The 17,689-nt window shown below is 45.7% G+C and carries 20 protein-coding genes and 1 pseudogene; 7 read left to right on the forward strand and 14 right to left on the reverse strand.

The genetic code is table 11. The features are described from left to right. Positions 1-109: 109 nt before the first annotated feature. On the forward strand, positions 110-2,164 hold the full coding sequence (locus HNQ34_RS05515) for a transglycosylase domain-containing protein (protein WP_183252415.1): 2,055 nt from the start codon (positions 110-112) through the stop codon (positions 2,162-2,164). A gap of 162 nt (positions 2,165-2,326) precedes the next feature. Here HNQ34_RS05515 and HNQ34_RS05520 read toward each other — a convergent pair whose 3' ends face one another. Together HNQ34_RS05520 and HNQ34_RS05525 are read right to left on the reverse strand one after the other, a co-directional pair. Further along, entirely contained in the window at positions 2,327-2,833 is a 507-nt protein-coding gene (locus tag HNQ34_RS05520) for a YwhD family protein (protein WP_183252417.1), read from the reverse strand. 12 nt (positions 2,834-2,845) lie between these two features. Continuing rightward, positions 2,846-3,514, reverse strand: coding sequence for a site-2 protease family protein (locus HNQ34_RS05525; protein WP_183252418.1), 669 nt, complete (start codon positions 3,512-3,514; stop codon positions 2,846-2,848). Positions 3,515-3,637: 123 nt separating this feature from the next. Here HNQ34_RS05525 and HNQ34_RS05530 point away from each other — a divergent pair, with 123 nt between their 5' ends. Beyond that, entirely contained in the window at positions 3,638-3,823 is a 186-nt protein-coding gene (locus HNQ34_RS05530) for a 2-hydroxymuconate tautomerase (RefSeq protein WP_183252420.1), read from the forward strand. 59 nt (positions 3,824-3,882) lie between these two features. On the opposite strand, the gene HNQ34_RS05535 is transcribed toward HNQ34_RS05530, so the two are convergent. From HNQ34_RS05535 to HNQ34_RS05545, 3 genes are all read right to left on the reverse strand, one after another. Then, positions 3,883-4,395 carry a YwgA family protein gene (locus tag HNQ34_RS05535; RefSeq protein WP_183252423.1) on the reverse strand — a complete coding sequence of 171 codons (513 nt, stop codon included), beginning with the start codon at positions 4,393-4,395 and terminating at the stop codon, positions 3,883-3,885. 13 nt (positions 4,396-4,408) lie between these two features. Continuing rightward, the gene (locus tag HNQ34_RS05540; protein ID WP_183252425.1) at positions 4,409-5,710 is read right to left on the reverse strand and encodes an HD domain-containing protein; all 1,302 of its coding nucleotides are present in this window, start codon (positions 5,708-5,710) and stop codon (positions 4,409-4,411) included. A 134-nt stretch (positions 5,711-5,844) separates the two neighbouring features. Further along, complete coding sequence (locus tag HNQ34_RS05545) at positions 5,845-6,072, reverse strand: YuzB family protein (protein WP_183252427.1); 228 nt, start codon at positions 6,070-6,072, stop codon at positions 5,845-5,847. Positions 6,073-6,264: 192 nt separating this feature from the next. On the opposite strand from HNQ34_RS05545, the gene HNQ34_RS05550 reads away from it, so the two are divergent. After that, positions 6,265-6,912 carry an RsfA family transcriptional regulator gene (locus HNQ34_RS05550; protein ID WP_221277310.1) on the forward strand — a complete coding sequence of 216 codons (648 nt, stop codon included), beginning with the start codon at positions 6,265-6,267 and terminating at the stop codon, positions 6,910-6,912. 15 nt (positions 6,913-6,927) lie between these two features. Here the strand turns inward: HNQ34_RS05550 and HNQ34_RS05555 are convergent, their stop codons facing one another. Then, positions 6,928-7,767, reverse strand: coding sequence for a lipoate--protein ligase family protein (locus HNQ34_RS05555; RefSeq protein WP_183252429.1), 840 nt, complete (start codon positions 7,765-7,767; stop codon positions 6,928-6,930). A gap of 88 nt (positions 7,768-7,855) precedes the next feature. Then, positions 7,856-8,827: a phosphate acetyltransferase gene (gene pta, locus HNQ34_RS05560; protein ID WP_183252431.1), complete on the reverse strand. Its 972-nt coding sequence runs from the start codon at positions 8,825-8,827 to the stop codon at positions 7,856-7,858. A 200-nt stretch (positions 8,828-9,027) separates the two neighbouring features. On the opposite strand from pta, the gene hemQ reads away from it, so the two are divergent. The 3 genes from hemQ (at position 9,028) to gerQ (ending at position 10,872) form a co-directional block, all read left to right on the forward strand. Beyond that, a complete protein-coding gene (gene hemQ, locus HNQ34_RS05565; protein WP_183252433.1) occupies positions 9,028-9,774 on the forward strand; it encodes a hydrogen peroxide-dependent heme synthase in 747 nt (248 codons plus the stop codon). 153 nt (positions 9,775-9,927) lie between these two features. Continuing rightward, on the forward strand, positions 9,928-10,350 hold the full coding sequence (locus tag HNQ34_RS05570) for a cell wall hydrolase (protein ID WP_183252436.1): 423 nt from the start codon (positions 9,928-9,930) through the stop codon (positions 10,348-10,350). Positions 10,351-10,377: 27 nt separating this feature from the next. Beyond that, positions 10,378-10,872, forward strand: coding sequence for a spore coat protein GerQ (gene gerQ / locus HNQ34_RS05575; protein ID WP_183252438.1), 495 nt, complete (start codon positions 10,378-10,380; stop codon positions 10,870-10,872). Between the two features lie 32 nt (positions 10,873-10,904). Here the strand turns inward: gerQ and HNQ34_RS05580 are convergent, their stop codons facing one another. Both HNQ34_RS05580 and HNQ34_RS05585 read right to left on the reverse strand, forming a co-directional pair. Continuing rightward, positions 10,905-11,276, reverse strand: a complete 372-nt coding sequence (locus tag HNQ34_RS05580) for a DUF423 domain-containing protein (RefSeq protein ID WP_183252440.1) — start codon at positions 11,274-11,276, stop codon at positions 10,905-10,907. 25 nt (positions 11,277-11,301) lie between these two features. Beyond that, entirely contained in the window at positions 11,302-11,550 is a 249-nt protein-coding gene (locus tag HNQ34_RS05585; RefSeq protein WP_183252442.1) for a YwdI family protein, read from the reverse strand. Between the two features lie 98 nt (positions 11,551-11,648). On the opposite strand from HNQ34_RS05585, the gene HNQ34_RS05590 reads away from it, so the two are divergent. Continuing rightward, positions 11,649-13,271 carry a glycoside hydrolase family 13 protein gene (locus HNQ34_RS05590; protein ID WP_183252445.1) on the forward strand — a complete coding sequence of 541 codons (1,623 nt, stop codon included), beginning with the start codon at positions 11,649-11,651 and terminating at the stop codon, positions 13,269-13,271. A gap of 17 nt (positions 13,272-13,288) precedes the next feature. Here the strand turns inward: HNQ34_RS05590 and HNQ34_RS05595 are convergent, their stop codons facing one another. From HNQ34_RS05595 to HNQ34_RS05610, 5 genes and pseudogenes are all read right to left on the reverse strand, one after another. Continuing rightward, the gene (locus HNQ34_RS05595; protein ID WP_183252447.1) at positions 13,289-14,278 is read right to left on the reverse strand and encodes a potassium channel family protein; all 990 of its coding nucleotides are present in this window, start codon (positions 14,276-14,278) and stop codon (positions 13,289-13,291) included. Next, positions 14,254-14,482, reverse strand: a pseudogene (locus HNQ34_RS17440) (uracil-DNA glycosylase). Before HNQ34_RS17440 ends, HNQ34_RS05595 begins: the two are co-directional and overlap by 25 nt. Beyond that, positions 14,457-15,131: a uracil-DNA glycosylase gene (locus tag HNQ34_RS05600; protein ID WP_183252449.1), complete on the reverse strand. Its 675-nt coding sequence runs from the start codon at positions 15,129-15,131 to the stop codon at positions 14,457-14,459. The pseudogene HNQ34_RS17440 and the gene HNQ34_RS05600 overlap by 26 nt, the downstream one beginning before the upstream one ends. 56 nt (positions 15,132-15,187) lie before the next feature. Next, complete coding sequence (locus HNQ34_RS05605) at positions 15,188-16,570, reverse strand: glycine--tRNA ligase (RefSeq protein WP_183252451.1); 1,383 nt, start codon at positions 16,568-16,570, stop codon at positions 15,188-15,190. 297 nt (positions 16,571-16,867) lie between these two features. Then, positions 16,868-17,683, reverse strand: a complete 816-nt coding sequence (locus HNQ34_RS05610) for a glycosyltransferase family 2 protein (RefSeq protein ID WP_183252453.1) — start codon at positions 17,681-17,683, stop codon at positions 16,868-16,870. Between the last annotated feature and the right edge of the window lie 6 nt (positions 17,684-17,689).

Here is a 17,689-nt window from a genome sequence, read left to right on the forward strand (position 1 = left end):
AAAGTATAGAGCAATCTAGCAAAATTTCAAGTAAAAATTGCTAGAAAAATGTTTAAAATGGGAAAAATCTTTTCATACTAATACAAACAACATCGATGAGGTGAGGACGTTGGAAATCATTCCAAGCAGCCGGTTCCGCGGAACGGTCAAATATATTCGTGCGCTCGTATTTATTAGCCTCATCCTAGCAATCTTATTCACCGTCTGTATCGCGGCGGTCATTGCGTTGGCAAAATTTGAAGGAGCTCCTCCGTTAGCCGTTCCGCAAACGACGGTTTTTTATGCCGATGACGGCACGAAAATCGGCGAAAGCGATAACGGCCAAAAACGATATTGGGTGAGCCTTCATGACATGGCTCCTTCTGTCATTGAAGCAACGGTGGCAGTAGAAGATAAAAAATTTTTTGAACACCACGGTTTTGACATGAAACGCATTATCGCTGCCATCATCGCCGATGTAAAAGCGATGCGAAAAGTGCAAGGAGCGAGCACCATTACCCAGCAATATGCGCGCAATTTATTTTTAACGTTAGATAAAACATGGATGAGAAAACTTCAAGAAGCATTGTATACGATTCGCCTAGAAGTCAATTATAGCAAACAAGACATTTTAGAAGGATATTTAAACACCATTTATTACGGTCACGGCGCTTACGGAATTGAAGCAGCAGCCAATTATTATTTTGGGAAATCAGCGAAACAACTTACATTAAGCGAGGCAAGCATGTTAGCCGGCATTCCGAAAGGCCCTTCTTACTATTCGCCGTTCATCGATGAAAAGCGAGCAAAAGCGCGGCAAAAAACAGTATTATTATCGATGGTTGAAAGCGGCTATATTAGCAAAAAAGAAGCGGAACAAGCATATGAAGCGCCGCTTGTGTATTCCCGCGATCATGAAGTCGCGAAAAAACAAATCGCTCCATATTTCCAAGATGTAGTCAAACAAGTGTTGCGAACGAAATTAGGGCTCAATGAACGAACAATTGAAATGGGGGGATTGCGTGTCTACACCTCTTTAGATCCGAAAATGCAAACAATCGCCGAACAACAAATTCGCCAGACAATCGGCCCGGCATCAGCGATTCAAGTCGCTCTCGTTGCAATGGACCCACGTACGGGAGAAGTGAAAGCGCTCGTCGGTGGACGAGACTACCACCAAAGCCAATATAACCGGGCCGTACAGGCGGAACGGCAGCCGGGGTCGACGTTTAAACCGTTTCTTTATTATGCCGCCATCGAGCAAGGGTTTACCCCGTCGACGGAAATGCGAAGCGAACTGACGACTTTTACATTTGACGATGGATCGACGTATACACCTCATAACTATAACAACTATTACGCCAATGACACGATCACGCTCGCGCAGGCAATCGCCTTATCAGATAACGTCTTTGCCGTGAAAACCCATTTATTTATCGGCGAAGAGCAGCTCGTCCAAACCGCTAAAAAACTCGGGATTACAAGCAAACTGAAAAAGGTACCCTCGCTGGCGCTAGGAACATCGCCCGTAAAAGTGGTTGAAATGGTCAATGCCTACAGCATCCTAGCGAATAACGGAAAAAAAGTCGAGCCGGTCTTTATTAAAAAAATCGTCAACCATCGTGGGGAAACGATTTATGAAGCCACACAGAGCGACGAACAAGTGTTGGATCCGGACGCTGCTTTTGTGACAACCGAGCTGATGACCGGAATGTTTGATCCGAAACTGAACGACTACACGACCGTCACCGGGCAGACGATCATAAACGACATCACCCGCCCTTATGCTGGAAAATCGGGAACGACCGAAACGGACAGCTGGATGATCGGCTATGCGCCGCAGCTTGTAGCCGGTGTATGGACCGGCTATGACCGGGCAGAAAAAATTACGAAAATGGCAGAGAAACAATATGCGAAAAAAATTTGGGTGCAATTTATGGAAAAAAGCTTACAAAACGAACCTGTCAAAACATTTAAACCGACAAAAGGGGTCGTCGGCGTGTACATTAACCCTGATAATGGGAAGCTTGCGACAAGAGCGTGCCCTGTTAAACGGCTCACATACTACATCTTCGGCACCGAACCGACCGAATATTGCACCGATCATCTGCAGAAAAAGAAGAAAAATAAACCGCCTAAAGCCAAGCCGAACAACTGGTTCGAAAAATTTTTTGAATGGTTTTGAATATGAGAATAAGGAAAACCCTCAAACGCTCGCCGCTTGAGGGTTTTCCCGTCCTAGTTTTATTGTGTTATGCATGTAGGTTTAGTTTACTCTTTTTCCAAAAAAAGCTCAAGTACCCGCTCATATACGTTCACAAAACCGTCACATCTATGGGAAATATTCCTACTGACTCAACCCGTTTTTTAATTCGTCACTAGAGCGGTTCCACATCTCGATATCGTGTTGCTTCAAAAAATCCGCTAACACTCGTTTCGATTTTTCGTCCATATGATCGACGATCACCCGGCGTTTGAGCGATTTATCGAGCTTGTTGACATGATCGGGCAACATTTTGTACCCGCGCCGCGCTTCGCGGTCGACTGTCATTTCGCACGCCGTCACTCCTGCATAGTAAGACCCTTCTTCCTTTCGGTCGATCGTGACCCAAACGAGCCAATACGGTTTACCGTTTGGCACTTCCTCGCGGTTTGGGGTAAATTTAATCCCTTTTTCGACTGCGCTGCGAGCGTGCATCGCCCCGATATCGACAAACGCCTCGCCCGCTTCGACATCAATAATGACCGGCGATACGTTATCAAGGCTCAACGCGCCGGCGCCAAACCCGCCGTGCCCAGCTGTCGGATCGCTTTTAATAATGTTAAAGCCGATGTTTTTCTTTTTTTGTTCCATCAAAACACCCCTTTAAAAAATGATCAGAGAAAACCATGATTGTAATCGTTCCAGCACAAACGGCACCGCCACGTTAAAAATCGGATGAATCGTATACCGATCAAGCGGTGTTAATACAAGAATCAAAAAAATGAGCGCCCCGTAATTTTCCCATTGCGTCATTTTCGCCCGCAACTGACGAGGCGCCAAATCCTCGATAATCCGGTATCCGTCCAACGGCGGAAACGGCAGCAAGTTAAACAGAAACAACAGCACATTTAAGCTAATAAAAATTTGAAAAAACGAGTCAAATCCCGCTGCAAACCAGTCTGGAATCATCGTCATCACACCGAAACGGATCATGCTGTACCAGACGAGAAAGCCGCCGGCAGCAAGCACAAAGTTGCTGAGCGGCCCCGCAACCGACACAAGAATGCCTGCTAGACGCGGATTTTTAAAGTAATATGGATTTACGGGCACAGGCCTTGCCCAGCCAAAGCCGGCAAGAAAAATGAGCAGCGTTCCTAACAAATCCAAATGAGCAAGCGGCGATAAGGTCAAGCGCCCTTGATTTTTTGCCGTCGGATCACCGAACTTATAGGCGACGTACGCATGCGCAAATTCATGAACGGAAAAAGCAATCGCAAGCGTCATAAACACATATGGAATTTCACTGAGCGAATACGGTAAAAGTTGATCCACGCTATACTTCCCCTTCTTTCGATCTTTATTAATCAGTATACCATGATTTGCTCTAAAAAGTAGAACTCCCCTGCTGTTTTCATGGTACAATAACGATGAGATATAAAAAAGGAGGAGTGCTGCATGCCTTACGTAACAGTCAAAATGCTCGAAGGACGGACGGAAGAACAGAAAAAAGCGCTCGTGGCAAAAGTGACAGAAGCGGTGGCGGAAACAACGGGAGCACCGAAAGAAAAAATCGTCGTGTTTATCGAAGAAATGCCGAAAAACCATTATGCCATCGCGGGAAAGCGCCTCAGCGACGAATAATGTACATAGAGGGTGTCCTTTTGCTTCTGGGACACCCTCGACCTTTTGAGTCCTCTTTTCTAAGACCGGCTATGCACATAGCCGCGAAGCTTATCGATATACGCATACGCCTCTTCAAACTCTTCTTCCGTATAGCGTTGCTTGCTTTTTAACGAAAATACTTTTTCCTTTACTTCCTCCTTGCTTAAATGCTCAAAATAAAGCACCGTCGATACGAGCTCCAAAAACCGCGAGTGCTGCCCATTCATATCTTGCAAACAGTCTTGCAAATGCGGCAGCTCGATGTCGTAATGGCTTAAAAACTGTTCGCCCGCTTCCGTTAACGTATAGCGGTATTGAACATAGCCGCCTTTTTTCTCTTTCACTTCATTCAAAAAACCTAAGTTGCAAAGCTCTTCAATGCGCCACGTCAATTCTTCGGAATACGGCCCATAAAAATGGAAATCAAATTTCTCATAAAAAGGGAATTGCAATTTTTTCGCGATATAAATCATTTTTTGCAGCTTCTTGCGACCGACGATTTCCCCTGCCGCCATAAACGCCTTCATAATTTTTGCGTGTTCCGTTAACACATCAAGTCATCTCCTAACCCTCTAATATTTCCATAATCTTTTTCTTTGTCGCACGCTTTGTTGAGAAGTCATATAGAAAATCGTCTGGAAAATACAATTTATGATCCGTCCTACGCTTTCCGGAAATCGCATCAACGAGTACCGATTCTCTCGAAAGCTCACGCAGTTCTCCGTTCGGCATTAACAAATAAATCGGCAGCCGCTCGCCTTCTTCCCCCGGCCTGTAAAAGTCATACGGCAAATCGGACGAGGAATCGACGACCAAATAATACTCAGGATCGATCCCTGCTTTTTTAAATAAAAGCGTCAACTCCATCAGCTTTTTCATTTGCTCATTCGTCGGGCTGAATTCGACATATTTAAATAAGCGACGGTGAACAAAACGGCTGCATAAATCGCGCAAAATCTCGTCTTTTTCTTCTTGCCATTGTTGGAAATAGTAGAGGATCACTGCTTCATCGAGCTTTAAATAGTCTTGCAAATTCACATTTCCGACAAAGAGAGAATAAAAGTGAACCGGTTTCGTTTGAAACGTGTAGCCGCTTTCGTACAATTTTTTGGCGCGATGTAAAATTTTCGTTAAAATCACTTCCGCGCTGCGCGTCACCGGATGAAAGTACACTTGCCAATACATTTGATAGCGGCTCATAATATAATCTTCGACCGCATGCATGCCGCTCCGCTTAATGACGACTTGATCTTCACGCGGGCGCATGACGCGCAAAATGCGCTCCATATCAAAATTCCCGTAGCTGACACCCGTATAATACGCATCGCGAAGCAAATAATCCATCCGATCGGCGTCAATTTGGCTTGAAATAAGGCTAACCACGAGCTTATTTTGATACGTTTTCGCAATCACTTCGGCGACTTTTTTCGGAAAATCATTGCCCATCCGCCTTAGCACCGCATTCACTTCCGTATCCTCTAAAATAATCGCTTGCGTAAAATTTTCATGATCGAGATGGAACACTTTCTCAAACGAATGGGAAAACGGACCGTGGCCTAAATCGTGCAATAACGCCGCACATAAGCATAACAGCCGCTCGCTATGATCCCAGTGCTCTCTTCCGACAAAAACATCATCGATAATGCGGCGAATAATTTCATACACGCCGAGCGAGTGATTAAAGCGGCTATGTTCCGCCCCATGAAACGTTAAATACGTCGTACCGAGCTGCTTAATGCGGCGCAACCTTTGGAACTCTTTTGTTCCTATTAAGTCCCATATAATTTTGTCCCGAACATGTATGTACCGATGAACAGGGTCTTTAAATACTTTTTCTTCGCTTAATTGCCCTCCGGGATACGCCATTTTATCCCCTCTTCCATTCCTAACATGAATCTATTATAAGCTGTTTCCATCGACAAAAAAATACTTGATTTTTTATAGTATTTCCTAAAATATAGAAATAAAAAATCACCTTTCATAAACATGAAGGCGATTTTTTAACTCTTTTTTAATTTTTGCACGATTTTTTCAATGAGCTCATCTTCGTTTGCGGCAGAAACCGGCCGATTGTTGACAAAAGCGAACGATTTTTTCCGGCCCGGGCCACAATAGGATTGGCAGCCAATTTGAATGGTCGCATTTGGATCGAGCTTTTTGAGCCGAGGCAACAATGTTTTTAAATTCGTTGCTTGGCAATCATCGCATACGCGAAACTCGTTGGCCATTTTCTTCATCCTTTCCGAGTTTTTACGCTAACGTGTATTCTACCTCTTCTTCGCTTACAATGCAAGCTACCAAAACTTGCAACTTTCCATTCACAAAAACTAAAAAATCGTATAGATCTTTTCATTTTTGTCCATGATACTACTAACCAGCTATAACTGTTGAAAAACAATGCCGAGAAAGGGTGCTTAATTATGAAGAAACGACAAGATGCATGGACAGAAGATGATGATTTGCTGCTGGCTGAAACGGTGCTGCGCCATGTGCGAGAAGGAAGCACGCAACTAAACGCGTTTGAAGAAGTGGGAGATAAGCTCAATCGAACATCAGCAGCTTGCGGATTCCGCTGGAACGCCGTCGTGCGCAGCCAATACGAAACCGCCTTGCAACTTGCGAAAAAACAACGAAAAGAACGCTTACGGCTGCTTGGAAAAAATCAGCCCGTCCGCAAAAAGCTGCTGTATACTCCGCCAATCCCTTCTCTAGAAGAATTAGGGGAAATCGCGGAACTTCCGGCTTCTATTGAACAAGCGACGATGACGCTCGATCATGTCATCGCTTTTTTGCAATCATTCAGATCGGACAACATACATGCCGAAGCGCTCAAAAGAGAGAACGAACGGCTTAAAAAAGAAATGAATGAATTGATGGCGAAAAACGAAGAACTAGAAAAGAAAATTGCTAAACTAGAAGAAGATTCTTCTTCCATTCGCGAAGAATATGAAACGATGTTGCGCATTATGAACCGCGCGCGGAAAATGACGCTGCAAGAGGAAGAAGAGCGGCAAACGTTGAAATTTAAAATGGACAAAAATGGTAATTTAGAGAAAATTGCGGAATAATATCGGCCTGCCCCTTTATGAAAGGGGCAGGCTTGCTTTTTCATTCCGCTCGACCATTCGCTGCCAATATTGCTCATACAGCGGCCATTCTTTTTCCGTTAAGGAAGACGAATAAAGTTCGGCGCCAAACGAACGAAGCGTTTGCAATAAGCGGAGCATCGTATCAGAAATCGTTAACGGCTCATGCAATAATTCGGACAGTGATGCCATCGTTGCTGGAACGATGCGCGGATACACAAATTTCGTTTCCGCCCCTTGTAAGCTGCGCTCGTAAAACTGTTGAATGAGCTTGGCGCGTTCCGAACCGCTACCATTGACGCATATATAAATTTGGACGGCTACTCCTCCGCGAACACGGCGCTGCGAGATACCAGCGAACTTTTTCCCCTCTATGCTTAAATCGTAGCTGCCGGGGCAATAAGAGCCGACAATTTCCTTCGCTTCTATGGTGACCGGATACACCGAAAACATCCGTTTGATTAATTCCCACATCGCTTCATAGCCTTGGGTAATGTCAATTGCTTTTTTGCTTTCTGGCAAAATGAGCGAAATGTTAAGCACCCCATTATCTAAAACGACCGCCAGCCCGCCGGAATTGCGAATGATGACGCGATAGCCTTGTTCTTTTAAGAAAGAGACCCCGTCTTGCAAATACGGAAGCTTCGTATCTTGAATCCCGAGCACAATTGTATCGTGATGCACCCATATGCGAACGACCGCATCCGAGCCTCCTTGCCCGACGCACGTACAGAGCGTATCATCGATCGCAAACGATTGTTTCGCATCAAACATCGAACTAAAATGAGATTGGTCAATGATTCGCCATCTCGGCTGCCGCAACAGTTCATGTACCATAAGTCAATCTCCTTGTTGCCATAATATATCCCCATTATATCACAAAAGGGCCCAACCCCATCGTGTTAAGCCCTTTTCCATTTGTTTCTTATAACGCCTGAGCGGCCGTAATAAGCGCGAGCTTGTACACATCTTCAGCGTTGCAGCCGCGCGATAAATCGTTGACCGGCTGGTTTAGTCCTTGTAAAATCGGGCCGACCGCTTCGAAATTTCCAAGACGCTGCGCAATTTTATAGCCGATGTTTCCAGCTTCTAAACTCGGGAAGATGAAGACGTTCGCATCGCCTTGAATGACCGAATCCGGTGCTTTCTTTTTCGCCACAGACGGCACGAACGCCGCATCAAATTGAAATTCGCCGTCGATGACTAAATCTGGCGCCATTTCTTTCGCAAGGCGCACCGCTTCGATCACTTTTTCTGTCTCTTGCGATTTTGCCGAACCTTTTGTCGAAAAGCTTAACATCGCGACACGCGGTTCGATATCAAACATTTTCGCGGTATTGGCGCTTTCTACGGCAATTTCCGCTAAATCTTGGCTGTCTGGCGCAATATTAATCGCACAATCGGCAAAAACATACTTTTCGTCGCCGCGCACCATAATAAAGACGCCCGATGTTTTGCGAATGCCCGGTTTCGTTTTAATAATTTGCAACGCTGGGCGTACCGTATCCGCTGTTGAATGAGCCGCCCCGCTCACCAAGCCGTGTGCTTTATTCATATAGACAAGCATCGTACCAAAATAATTTTCATCCAACAAAATATTGCGCGCTTCTTCGTTTGATACTTTTCCTTTCCGACGCTCGACAAACGCAGCGACAAGCTCGTCCATTGCTTCGTATTGTTTTGGGTCAATAATTTCAACGTTCGGAAGCGCTACGCCGAGCTCTGCTGCTTTTTGCTTCACTGCCTCTTCATTGCCAATCACAATTGGAATCAGCACTTGCTCACGCGCCAAACGGCTGACCGCTGTCAAAATCCGTTCGTCCAATCCTTCCGGAAAAACGAGCGTCACCTTTTTCCCTGCTACTTTTTGTTTTAAACTGGAAAATAAATCGCTCACTTGTTTTCCTCCTCCAAAAAAATCATCTTACTTACTAGCATACTCTTATCATATGGAAAAGCAACAAAAGTAACCCCTTACAAACAATAGTCTTTCTATTAAAATAATTCAGTCATTATGATCCGGTATTTGTTTTTCGAGCACTCCTTTGGCAAACTATGATATAGTAAAGTTAAACCATACATAAGGAGTTGAAAGCAATGAGTGAAGCAGCACAAACACTCGAAGGCTGGTATTGCCTTCACGATTTCCGTTCGGTCGATTGGGCCGCTTGGAAAACGCTCACACGCGACGAGCGCCAAACGGCTATTGATGAATTTTTAGCATTGGTGGAAACGTGGGAAACAACCGAAGCGCGCAACGAAGGGAGCCACGCGATTTACACCGTTGTTGGTCAAAAAGCTGACATCATGTTCATGATTTTACGTCCAACAATGGAAGAATTGAACGACATCGAAACTGCCTTCAATAAAACAAAATTAGCGGAATATTTAGTGCCAGCCTATTCATACGTATCAGTCGTCGAATTAAGCAACTACTTGCCTTCTGACGGAAGCGATCCGTATGAAAATCCGGAAGTTCGCCGCCGCCTGTTCCCGATCTTACCAAAAACAAAACATATTTGCTTCTATCCGATGGACAAGCGCCGCCAAGGCAACGATAACTGGTATATGCTTCCGATGGAAGAACGCCGCAACTTAATGCGCGCCCACGGGATGACCGGCCGCAAATACGCAGGCAAAGTCGTGCAAATCATTACTGGCTCCGTCGGATTTGACGATTATGAGTGGGGCGTTACATTATTTTCAGATGACGTTCTGCAATTTAAAAAGCTCGTCTACGAAATGCGGTTTGATGAAGTGAGCGCCCGCTACGGCGAGTTCGGCTCTTTCTTCGTCGGAAACAGACTGCCAAAAGAAAAAGTAGTTTCATTTCTTCACGTATAACGTTCAGGGCGTCGAAAGGACGTCCTGATTTTTTTGTCATAGACCGTTCCTTTTCTCCATATGTATAAAATAAAATCGCTTTTTCTTGTCACCAAATTCCGCTTTCACAATAGCCTATTATTGTCGAGAAAAAAGACGGGATGAGGTGACGAAATGGCTGTTGTTGCCCATAATGAAGAAGACGTGAAATTGCTAGCGAGGCTGATGCGGGCGGAAGCAGAAGGAGACGGGCGATTAGGAATGCTGATGGTTGGTAACGTCGGCGTCAATCGCGTTCGAGCCGATTGTCTTGATTTTCAAGGATTACGTACAATTCGGCAAATGGTGTTTCAAAGCCCCGGCGGTTTTGAAGCAGTGCAAAAAGGATACTTTTATCAAGCAGCGAGGGAACTCGACATCCAATTAGCCCGCCAAGTGATTCGTGGCTGGCGCTATCATCCGGCAACGAATGCGCTTTGGTTTTTTAAACCGGAAGGCGATTGCCCGCCGCAATGGTTTAACCAATGGAATGTGGGCCGCTATAAATCACACTGTTTTTATGCGCCGTTGCCGAGCGACTGCCCAAGAGTATATTAATCCATTTTTCTATAGGAGGGTTCTTACATGACATACGAAGAAGATCGTCAACAAAGCTATCAGCCATATCCATATGGCTATTATCCGCAAAGTTATTATCCAACAGCATATCCTTATTCCCAACAAATCGTTCCGTATCAACAGACCATTTCACCAATGACCGGCTTTGGACTACAGCCCCCTTCATTTGCAGCACAAACTCCGACAACCGCTAGCCAACCAGCAGCCGGCATGCTGCCGCTCGAAGAGTCATACATCGAAAACATTTTACGCTTAAACAAAGGGAAAATCGCCACTGTGTATATGACTTTTGAAAACAACCGCGAATGGAATGCGAAAATATTCCGCGGAGTGATTGAAGCAGCGGGACGCGACCATTTAATTTTAAGCGATCCGCAAACAGGCAAGCGCTATTTGCTGCCGATGATTTACCTCAACTACGTAACGTTTGATGAAGAAATTGCCTATGAATATCCATTTGCCGGCGGAACTCCTGGATTAAGTTCCTATGCTCCCCGTTAATTAAAACAGGGCTGTCATTAAACAGCCCTGTTTTATAAATGTTTCATAGCGACATAGGCGATCATCGCCCATGCGATTAAAAACGCAACCCCGCCAAACGGCGTAATCGCCCCGAGCGGTTTAATTTGCGTCACGCTTAATACGTACAAGCTTCCGGAAAACAGCACAATCCCCACAACCATAATCCACCCTGCTGTTGTAAGTGTGCCGACGTTCGGCCATTTCGCCAATAAAAGCGCAACGACAAAAAGCCCGACCGCATGAAACATTTGATAATGCACCGCTGTCTTCCATATTTCTAAATAACGATCCGGAATTTTTCCTTCCAACCCGTGCGCGCCAAACGCACCAAGCGCCACTGCTAAAAAAGAAGCGATCGCCCCAAGCAACAGAAACGTTTTCATTTCCCCATCTCCTTTATCTTAACTTTTAAAAATCTAACAAAGATGATCCGTTCGCATCGTCGCCGATGTCGATGCGCTCTTTTGCTATAGCCAACGGCGGAATTTCTGGCATAGCAGAAGAAAGAACAGCGGGTTTTTCCTCTTCTTCTAAAATAAGATCACAAAGAACACGAACCGCCGCGATATGCTCCCGCATTTGCCGCACATCGCTAGTCTGCGCCTTTTGCACCAGCGCGGCCATTTTCGCTAAAATTGTCGTTACCGATACATCCAAAACGTTTTCACTCCCATCTTTCTTTTCACGCTGATTCAATGGTATTCTATACATGAAAACATTTCAAGTTGAAAGCGCTTTAGACGGAGGAGAAGACGATGAAAAAAGCATGGTGGAAAGAAGCAGTCGTATATCAAGTGTATTGGCGCAGTTTTTACGATTCCGATGGAGACGGCTACGGCGATTTGCAAGGGTTAATCGAAAAGCTCGATTATATCCAGCATCTCGGGGTCAATGTCATTTGGCTTAACCCTTGTTATGAATCGCCGGATAAAGATAACGGTTACGATATTTCCGACTACTACCGCATTATGGACAAAGCCGGAACGATGAAGACGTGGGAAACACTTTTGGACGAAGTGCATAAACGCGGCATGAAACTCATTATGGATCTTGTCGTCAATCATACGTCAGACCAACATCCTTGGTTTTTGGAATCGCGTTCATCGAAAGACAGTCCGAAACGCGACTGGTACATTTGGCGCGACAAGCCGAACAACTGGCGTTCATATTTTACCCCATCGGCATGGGAATACGATGAAACGACCGGACAATATTATTTCCACTCGTTCGCGGTGGAACAGCCAGACTTAAACTGGAAAAATCATGAAGTGCGTGAAGAAATTTATAAAATGATGCGTTTTTGGCTCGATAAAGGAATTGACGGCTTCCGTTTGGATGCGATCGCGCTTCTCGCCAAACAAGACGGATTCCCTGATGCGACCGATCCATATGATATTCGCTATTTAACGAACAATCCGGGACTTCACGACTATTTGCGTGAAATGAACGAACAAGTATTCAAACATTACGACATTTTTACTGTCGGTGAAGTCGCTTTCGTCTCGCCGGAAGAAGGGTTAAAATATGTAGCGGAAGACCGCCATGAACTGCATACGCTGTTCCACTTTGAAGTATGCGACGAAATGCCGAGCTGGGATCCGCTCCGCTTTAAGCAAATTCAAAAACGCTGGTATGAAGCGTTATGGGGAAAAGGCTGGAACTCGCAATTTTTAAATAACCATGACCATACGCGGCAAGTGACGCGCTACGGCAACGACAAAGAGTATCGCGTCGAATCGGCGAAGCTGCTCGGAACGATGCTGCATACGCTGCCGGGAACACCATACATTTACCAAGGCGAAGAAATCGGCATGACCGGCGTCCGCTTCTCTTCCATTGACGACTATAACGACATCGCCATGAAAAATAAGTACGCCGAAGAAGTCGCAAAAGGGCGCGACCCGCAAGAAGTGCTTGAAAACTTGCAGCCGTTAAGCCGCGACAATTCGCGCACACCGATGCAGTGGGACGACAGCGAACACGCCGGCTTTACGACCGGAACGCCGTGGATTAAGGTGAATCCGAACTATAAAGAAATTAACGTGAAACAAGCGCTTGAAGATCCAAACTCGGTTTATCATTATTACCGAAAGCTCATTCAATTGCGCAAAGAGCACCCGGAAATGGTGTATGGCACGTTCCATGACTATACGGAAAACGAGCCATATATTTACGCCTATACGCGCGAACTTGACGGCAGACGTTTGCTCATCGTTCTCAATCATTGCAACGAGCCAAACGACTACGAACTTCCAAGCGCATTATCCGCCTACACACGCGATTATTTGCTCGGCAATTACGCCGATATTCAAGAAACGGGCGCCGTTTTGCATATGCGGCCGCACGAAGCGCGCATTTATAAGCTAAAGCAGGACTGAGGCATCCAGTCCTGTTTTTATTTTGCTATTTCTTCAAAGCGATCAAGTTGTTCTTTTTTCCCAAATACGATCACTAAATCTCCGGCATGAAGCACCTCTTCTGACGACGGATTGCTAATGATGGCGTTGCCGCGCTGAATCGCGAAGACTGTCACGCCGTAGCGAGTGCGAATTTCGCTTTCTCGCAATAGCCGATTGACAAGCGGGGAATGGGCAGCGATTTTAATTTCTTCTAAGGCGAACTCTTCGTCATAATCATGGAAAATCGTATCAACATAATCGATACTGACCGGCTTTAAAATCGTCATCGCCATGCGGCGGCCGCTTAAAAATGAAGGATTGATCACTTTATCCGCCCCCGCGCGCCGAAGCTTTTCTTCTGTTTCCGGCCGCTCGGCTCGAGCGACAATTTGAATGTCGCGATTCAGTCCTTTCGCCGTCAGCGAAATAAACACATTATCCGTATCCGCAGGCAAGGCGGCCACTAACCCTGCGGCTCGTTCGATCCCCGCTGCCAATAGCACCCCATCTTCCGTCGCATCCCCTTCAATATAAAGAATGGGGTCATTCATTTCTTCGAGCCGCTCCACGTTTTTCTCCACAACGACGACACGTGTCCCGTTTTTTAATAATTCGCGCACCACTTGTTCCCCGACGCGGCCAAATCCGCAAACGATAATATGATTGGATAGCGAATCAATTTTTTTTCGCATTTTTCTCCTCCGCACCGTTTTCGAAAATTCGCCTTCCATCATCATCGAGGCCACTGCCCCTGTCGCATATGTGACGATGCTAACTCCAATCGGGATGATGAGAAGCGCAAACAGCTTTCCATAAAACGTTTGCGGCACCGTATCGCCATACCCGACGGTCAAAATCGTCACGACGGTAAGCCATAATGCCTCAAAAAAAGGAAGCTTTTCAGAAATGCTAAACCCAATCGTACCTGCCCCGATCGCCAACAACATCGCCAAAATGGATATTAAAACGGATTTCGATGAACGCATTGAAAAATCCCCTTATGTTCATTTCTCCAAAAATTTCATGCAAGGCGCCCCGGAAGATTGCTTGACGACAACGGAAGGCAGCGCAGCGCTTTTAAAACCAAACGCGCGGCAGCCCCTCGGAAATTGCCGATCCCACGTGACGTAAAAATGCTGGCAGCGATAACAGTTCACTCGCTGCTCAAATGTTTTCGATTTGCCAATCAATTGGTTCTCTCCCTACTTTTTTCAGAAACGCATTCGTTTTTGAAAACGGCCGGCTGCCAAAAAAGCCGCGCGCCGCGGAAAATGGGCTCGGATGGGGCGCTTCGATGACGTAATGAGCGGGATTCGTAATGAGCTCTTTTTTCGCTTGCGCATGCCGCCCCCATAAAATAAAGACAACTCGTTCTTGTTTGGCATTCACGAGTTCAATGACGCGATCGGTAAAAAATTCCCATCCTTTTCCTTTATGGGAATTCGCTTCTCCGCGCCTTACTGTTAAAACCGTATTCAACAAAAGGACGCCTTGCTTCGCCCATTTCACTAAATAGCCATTGTTCGGGATATAGCACCCTAGATCGTCATGAAGTTCTTTGAAAATATTAAGCAGTGAAGGCGGCAGCGGAACACCGGGCTTTACGGAAAAACTCAAGCCGTGCGCCTGATTTGGCCCATGGTACGGGTCTTGTCCTAAAATGACGACTTTCACTTGTTCATAAGGAGTATAATGAAGCGCATTAAAAATATCGTACATATCAGGATAAATCGTTCTTGTCCGGTATTCCTCTTTTAAAAATTCTCGCAGCTTCACGTAGTATGGCTTTGTAAATTCTTCTTGCAACAAAGGAGCCCAATCATTTTTTAACACACTCATCCTTTTCACTCCTCTAGCACAAAGGCTATCCTGTTTATAGGATAGCCTACTTTAGGTTAAATTTGAATTTTTTCTTCTAAAAAGCGTTTCAAATCGGAAATTGGGATGCGCGTCTGTTCCATCGTGTCGCGGTCGCGCACGGTTACCATGCCGTCTTGTTCGGAATCAAAATCGTACGTAATACAGAACGGTGTCCCGATCTCGTCTTGGCGGCGATAGCGTTTGCCGATCGAGCCGGATTCATCGTAATCAACCATAAAATATTTCGATAAATCTTCAAAAATTTGGCGCGCACCTTCGGACAATTTTTTCGATAGCGGGAATACGGCCGCTTTGTATGGCGCAAGCGCCGGATGCAAGCGCATGACCGTCCGCGTCGTTCCATCTTCAAGCGGCTCTTCCTCGTATGCATCGACCATAAATGCGAGCGTCACGCGGTCTGCACCAAGCGACGGCTCGATGCAGTAAGGAATATAGCGCTCGTTCGTTTCTTGGTCAATATATTGAAAATCTTCACCTGAATGTTCCATATGTTGTTTTAAGTCATAATCGGTACGGGAGGCAATGCCCCATAGTTCGCCCCAGCCGAACGGGAATTTGTATTCGATGTCTGTTGTCGCATTGCTGTAGTGTGACAACTCTTCTTTCGAATGATCGCGAAGGCGAATGTTGTCTTTCTTCATGCCTAATGACAACAGCCATTGTTCGCAAAATTGTTTCCAATAATCAAACCATTTCAATTCTTCGCCTGGTTTGCAGAAAAACTCAAGTTCCATTTGCTCAAATTCGCGCGTGCGGAATGTAAAGTTGCCCGGCGTAATTTCATTGCGAAAGCTTTTTCCGATTTGCGCAATACCAAACGGAAGTTTTTTGCGCATCGTCCGCTGCACATTTTTAAAGTTGACGAAAATTCCTTGCGCCGTTTCCGGACGAAGGTAAATTTCGTTGGCGCTTGACTCGGTTACACCTTGAAACGTTTTAAACATTAAATTAAATTGGCGGATGTTTGTGAAATCTTGGCTGCCGCAATCTGGACATGTGATGTTGTGCTCTTTGATAAGCTCTTCCATCTTTTCAAACGGAAGTCCGTCCACAACGATTTCAATTCCTTTTGCTTCTAAGGCGTTTTCAATTAATTTATCGGCGCGGTGGCGCGCTTTACATTGTTTACAGTCGATCATCGGATCGTTAAAGTTGCCTAAATGACCCGATGCTTCCCACGTTTTCGGATTCATTAAAATCGCCGCATCTAAGCCGACGTTGTACGGCGATTCTTGCACGAATTTTTTCCACCAAGCGCGCTTAATGTTATTTTTTAATTCTGTCCCAAGCGGGCCGTAATCCCACGTGTTTGCCAAGCCTCCGTAAATTTCTGAACCCGGAAAAACAAAGCCACGATGTTTCGCGTGTGCCACAATTTGTTCCATTGTTGCTGACATATTTCCTTCCTCCTTTTATCATTTTCAAACAAAAACGCTCTCATCCTTAGGCCTTTCGCCTAGGGACGAGAGCGTGACTCCCGCGGTTCCACCCTAGTTGATGCAAAGTGCATCCACTTTTCATGCGCGCAACTCCGGATTGCCGTTTCATTGGCCGTCTTCACCGGGCTTCCACCATCCCCGGCTCGCTATCGAAGAGAGGGACAACTACTATTCATCCATCATCGTTACAATATCGTATTTTGCTATTTATCATAACAAAACAAAAAAACGCTCGTCAATGCCACAATCAATTTTTTACAATCTGTGCTTCAGTCGCGACACGATCGGCGTTCCGTCCCAAATAACTTCGCTTTGCGCTTTTCGTTTCGCCACTTCCGGCTCCTTAAGCAACAGCCAAAAATTTTTCGTCGGGAGTTTTCCGAGGCCATGCTTCTCGCTTAACCGGTCTAAGTACATTTGCCGCTTGTCGCTCATCTGTCGCGACAAATGATCCCCTTCATTCGAAAAGGCGTACAAGACGCTTGCGGCGGCGACACGTTTGACGCGGAACTTCTTCGACACGCGCAAAAAGAAGTCCCAATCCCAATAGTTGTAGACATATGGATCAAAATAGCCAAGCGATGTATGAATATGTTTCCGATATAAACTTCCTGACGGCACATACGTCGAAAATTTTCGCATTTCTTCTTGGTCGTATTCGTACGCAAATAAAAACCGCTCGGTCGGTATGCGCTGCCCGTTGTCGACGCGATAATGAAAAATCTCGACATCTGAGTACACAAAGTCCGCATTAGAAATCTCTGCCACCATCCGTTCGATATGACAAGGAAGTAATAAATCGTCATCATCGCAAAGCATAATCAGCTCGCCTTGTGCCGCTTTCACACCAATGTTTCGCGCCTCAACATGGCCGACGTTTTCGTCGCGATGAATGAGATGAATGCGTAATTCCGGATACAACGCGACAATTTCATCGACGCGCTCTCCCCCGTCATTGACAATGACTGTTTCAAAGCGACGATACGTTTGCCGGCTTAATGCCTCCAGCAATTCTGCCAGCAAATATGGCCGATTGTACGTCGGAATCACGACCGAAACGAATGGATCCATCTACAC

The organism is Anoxybacteroides tepidamans, from assembly GCF_014201465.1.
Taxonomy (GTDB): Bacteria; Bacillota; Bacilli; order Bacillales; family Anoxybacillaceae; genus Anoxybacteroides; species Anoxybacteroides tepidamans.

What these genes read in the sequence shown, in the direction of transcription:
- HNQ34_RS05520 (WP_183252417.1), bottom strand. Translation starts at nt 2,833, where the DNA reads ATGGAACAAAAAAAGAAAAACATCGGCTTTAACATTATTAAAAGCGAT.
- HNQ34_RS05530 (WP_183252420.1), top strand. Translation starts at nt 3,638, where the DNA reads ATGCCTTACGTAACAGTCAAAATGCTCGAAGGACGGACGGAAGAACAG.
- HNQ34_RS05540 (WP_183252425.1), bottom strand. Translation starts at nt 5,710, where the DNA reads ATGGCGTATCCCGGAGGGCAATTAAGCGAAGAAAAAGTATTTAAAGAC.
- HNQ34_RS05545 (WP_183252427.1), bottom strand. Translation starts at nt 6,072, where the DNA reads ATGGCCAACGAGTTTCGCGTATGCGATGATTGCCAAGCAACGAATTTA.
- HNQ34_RS05550 (WP_221277310.1), top strand. Translation starts at nt 6,265, where the DNA reads ATGAAGAAACGACAAGATGCATGGACAGAAGATGATGATTTGCTGCTG.
- HNQ34_RS05555 (WP_183252429.1), bottom strand. Translation starts at nt 7,767, where the DNA reads ATGGTACATGAACTGTTGCGGCAGCCGAGATGGCGAATCATTGACCAA.
- hemQ (WP_183252433.1), top strand. Translation starts at nt 9,028, where the DNA reads ATGAGTGAAGCAGCACAAACACTCGAAGGCTGGTATTGCCTTCACGAT.
- HNQ34_RS05570 (WP_183252436.1), top strand. Translation starts at nt 9,928, where the DNA reads ATGGCTGTTGTTGCCCATAATGAAGAAGACGTGAAATTGCTAGCGAGG.
- gerQ (WP_183252438.1), top strand. Translation starts at nt 10,378, where the DNA reads ATGACATACGAAGAAGATCGTCAACAAAGCTATCAGCCATATCCATAT.
- HNQ34_RS05580 (WP_183252440.1), bottom strand. Translation starts at nt 11,276, where the DNA reads ATGAAAACGTTTCTGTTGCTTGGGGCGATCGCTTCTTTTTTAGCAGTG.
- HNQ34_RS05590 (WP_183252445.1), top strand. Translation starts at nt 11,649, where the DNA reads ATGAAAAAAGCATGGTGGAAAGAAGCAGTCGTATATCAAGTGTATTGG.
- HNQ34_RS05595 (WP_183252447.1), bottom strand. Translation starts at nt 14,278, where the DNA reads ATGCGTTCATCGAAATCCGTTTTAATATCCATTTTGGCGATGTTGTTG.
- HNQ34_RS05600 (WP_183252449.1), bottom strand. Translation starts at nt 15,131, where the DNA reads ATGAGTGTGTTAAAAAATGATTGGGCTCCTTTGTTGCAAGAAGAATTT.
- HNQ34_RS05605 (WP_183252451.1), bottom strand. Translation starts at nt 16,570, where the DNA reads ATGTCAGCAACAATGGAACAAATTGTGGCACACGCGAAACATCGTGGC.
- HNQ34_RS05610 (WP_183252453.1), bottom strand. Translation starts at nt 17,683, where the DNA reads ATGGATCCATTCGTTTCGGTCGTGATTCCGACGTACAATCGGCCATAT.